The sequence below is a fragment of the Psychrobacter sp. genome (assembly GCF_036731945.1).
GTDB lineage: Bacteria > Pseudomonadota > Gammaproteobacteria > Pseudomonadales > Moraxellaceae > Psychrobacter.
Window position 1 is genome coordinate 2,181 of record NZ_DAINDI010000105.1, and the last position, 3,857, is coordinate 6,037.

Genomic DNA, 3,857 nt, shown 5'->3' on the forward strand with positions numbered 1-3,857 from the left:
ACTAATATCTCGGGTCCATACCCCTGCAGCAAGACCATATTCAGTGTCATTGGCAATAGCGATGGCTTCATCTTCATCTTTAAAAGTGGTGACTGCGACCACAGGACCAAATATTTCTTCTTGGAAGATGCGCATCTTGTTATGGCCCTTGAGCAGGGTGGGTTGTAAATAGTAGCCTTCTTTTAGTGTATCTGATGGCACCTGGCTTTCACCACCAATTAAGACTTCCGCACCTTCATTTTTACCAATTTCGATATAGTCCAAAACCTTCTTAAACTGTTGCGCTGAGGCCTGGGCACCCAGCATAGTTTCAGTGTCGAGAGGATTACCCTGACGAATATTGCGGACTTTTTCTAAGACTTTTGCCATAAAAGGCTCGTAGATAGATTCATGGATCAAAGCACGCGATGGGCAAGTACAGACTTCACCTTGGTTAAAGAATCCCATCACCAAGCCTTCGACGGCTTTGTCAATGAATTTTGGATTGGCCTGCATAATATCAGCAAAGAAAATATTGGGAGATTTACCGCCAAGTTCCATGGTACTTGGAATTAGATTGACTGCTGCATGTTTCATGATATGCATGCCAGTTGGGGTTGAGCCGGTAAAAGCGATTTTTGCAATACGACGACTTGAGGCAAGCGCCTCACCGGCTTCGTTGCCGAAACCATGTACCAAGTTGAGCACACCTGCTGGTAGGAGATCGCCAATCAACTCTAACAGTACGGTCATCGACAATGGGGTTTGCTCGGCAGGTTTAAGCACGATGGTATTACCCGCGGCAAGTGCAGGTGCTAATTTCCATGCGGCCATCAAGAGTGGAAAGTTCCATGGAATAATCTGTGCTACCACGCCGAGTGGTTCATGAAAGTGGTAAGCTGCCATAGTTTCGTTGATTTCAGATGCACCACCTTCTTGAGCGCGAATACAGCCAGCAAAATAGCGGAAGTGGTCTGCTGAAAGTGGTACGTCAACGTCGAGAGTTTCACGAATCGGTTTACCATTGTCCCAAGTTTCAGTTACAGCTAGATATTCAAGATTGGCTTCGATTCGATCAGCTATTTTTAATAAGACCAATGAACGGTCTTGGACGGAGGTTTTACCCCATGCTTCTGCTGCGGCATGGGCCGCATCAAGGGCCAAGTCCACATCAGCTTGTTGAGAACGTGGAAATTCACCACAGGGTTCATTGTTTATTGGAGTATTGTTAATGAAATATTCGCCTCCTATAGGTTCGACGAATTTGCCACCGATGTAGTTGCCGTAGCGTGGCTTAATACTAAGTAAGCTATTTGCGTGTCCTGGTGCTGCATAAATCATGCTCGTTCCCTCTTGTTTTTGTCCCAGTATCCATACTGTTTACAGCAATATTTTCTACATTGCTTATTAAAGGACGTAGATAAAAAAGTATACATAACGATAAGATGATTATCGTTATGTATACTTTTAACGTAGTAATTTTGATTTGTCAATTCTTATTAGTGTAATGGCACCATAAGCAAATTATTAAATGAGAATTCTTCAGATATGTTTATGCAGGTATGTTTTTAAGAGTATATTTAAAAGAATACTAGTAATAAGCAATCAAGCCTGATATCAGATTAGCAGTGGGTACTGTAACAGCACAATCTGTAAAGATTTTAGTCTTGCATATTTTTCAACTTGAAAACCACCGTCTCAATTAAAGAGCGGTGGTTGATTAGAATATTATCTAGAGGCTTAAGCGCTTGTACTTTATATTTCGCCCATGTAAGAGGTCCTGTTTCTATTTAAACTTGTATTAGTGGACTTTCGAACTGAGATTAATATAGACGAGCTTTATGTTGGCATAGAAAACTGCTTCTCTTCTCGTATTGCTGCACTAGGCCAACGCTGAGTAACAGTTTTTCGGCGAGTAAAAAATCTTACACCGTCTGGACCATACATAAATAGATCTCCGAACAATGAGCGCTTCCAACCTCCAAAGCTTTGTGATGCTACTGGCACTGGTAATGGGATATTTACCCCAACCATGCCGACTTGGATATTATCAACGAAATAGCGAGCCGCTTCTCCATCTCTGGTATAAATACACGTTCCATTACCATACTCATGTTCATTTATAAGCTCTATAGCTTCTTCCATTGTCTGAACACGCATAATTTGAAGTACTGGACCAAAAATTTCTGCATCATAACTGTCCATCTCTTTTGTCACATTGTCTATCAGAGTAGGACCAACGAAAAACCCTTTCTCATGACCTGCTGGTGCCGCATTAGAACCATCAATGATTACTTTTGCTCCTTGGTTTGCAGCACTTTTGATATGCTCCAAAATTTTAGTTTTATGAGCCTGAGTAATGACAGGGCCAAAATCATTTTCTTTGTCCGAATAAGCACCTAGTTTTAGTTGCTGTATTGCCGGCTGCAATGCTTCAACCATTTTATCAGCAATATCATCACCTACTGCTACCGCAACAGATAAAGCCATACAACGTTCGCCTGACGAGCCAAATGCAGCCCCTAATAGAGAAGTGACCACATTATCTAGGTCCGCATCAGGCATGACGATTGCATGATTTTTTGCCCCGCCTAGAGCTTGACATCTTTTACCTTGGGCTGTTGCTGTAGTGTAGATATACTCAGCAATTGGAGTAGATCCTACAAAACTTATAGCTTCAATATCTGAATGATGTAATAGAGCATCAACCGCCTCTTTACCTCCGTTAACGACGTTAAGAACACCATCAGGTAAGCCCGCCTCTTTTAAAAGTTTTGCGATAAACAACGATGCACTTGGATCACGTTCAGATGGCTTTAGAATAAAGGTGTTTCCACAGACGATAGCCATAGGAAACATCCAAAGAGGAACCATAACAGGAAAATTAAATGGGGTGATGCCAGCCACTACTCCTAGTGGATGAAACTCACTCCAAGAATCAATATCTGGACCCGCATTACGACTATGTTCGCCTTTTAATAACTCTGGTGCACCACAAGCATATTCAACGTTTTCGATACCGCGTTGTAATTCACCGGCGGCATCATGCGAAATTTTTCCATGCTCTTCGCCAATTAGCCTGCAAATTTCATCAGCATTTTTTTCTAATAGCTCTTTGAATTTGAACATGACTCTAGCGCGTTTCATAGGTGGCGTTTTACGCCATGCTGGAAAGGCCGCTTTTGCAGCGATAACCGCTTCATCAATAGTTTTAGAACTACCTAAAGCAACCTGTTTACTTACTTCACCAGTAGAAGGGTTATAAATAGGTTGTGTTTGGCTCGCTTCATTAATTTCCTGACCATTAATAAAATGTCCGATAGTTTGCATAATATATATTCCTTTTATAGCATTTAGTTTATACGTAGATTAAAAGTAAGCTTTAGTTTTATTAGCTTGTCGAAACATCATCTGAGCTACTTTCTGCCCATAACAATGTATAAAGTTGAACCATTTCTTCCAAACTCGGTATTCGGGGGTTGTTGTTAGGTGAACCAGAGGAAAATGCTTGTTCACACATGGTATTTATTAGCGCATCAAAATCAGTTTTTTGAACTCCAAATTGTTCCAATGTAGGCACTTTGAGCTCGATATTGAGGTTTTTCAGATACGTAATAAAATTTATATTCGCTTGATTATCAGTATCATTAAAGCTCGCCACTCCTAATGCTCGTGCACAATCTGCATATCGTTCTGGAGTGCCTGATATGCCAAATTCAGTAATAGTTGGCAATAGCATCGCATTTGATAAACCATGCGGTACGTGAAAAAAAGCGCCAATCGGTCTGCTCATTCCATGCACCAAAGCCACCGATGAATTACAGAATGCAATACCAGCTAACGTAGAACCTAACATCATGGCTTCACGAGCATCCTCA

The 3,857-nt window shown here is 41.3% G+C and carries 2 protein-coding genes and 1 pseudogene; all 3 read right to left on the minus strand.

The features are described 5' to 3' along the window. A partial coding sequence (locus V7D75_RS14020; RefSeq protein WP_333615056.1) for an aldehyde dehydrogenase family protein occupies positions 1 to 1,320 on the minus strand: 1,320 nt, incomplete at its 3' end. A gap of 498 nt (positions 1,321 to 1,818) precedes the next feature. Continuing rightward, entirely contained in the window at positions 1,819 to 3,309 is a 1,491-nt protein-coding gene (locus V7D75_RS14025) for a CoA-acylating methylmalonate-semialdehyde dehydrogenase (RefSeq protein ID WP_201560992.1), read from the minus strand. Positions 3,310 to 3,370: 61 nt separating this feature from the next. Further along, positions 3,371 to 3,857, minus strand: a pseudogene (locus V7D75_RS14030) (iron-containing alcohol dehydrogenase); the annotation flags it as partial.

Excerpts from the sequence above, each read along its gene's own strand:
- V7D75_RS14025 (WP_201560992.1), bottom strand. The coding sequence starts at position 3,309 with ATGCAAACTATCGGACATTTTATTAATGGTCAGGAAATTAATGAAGCG.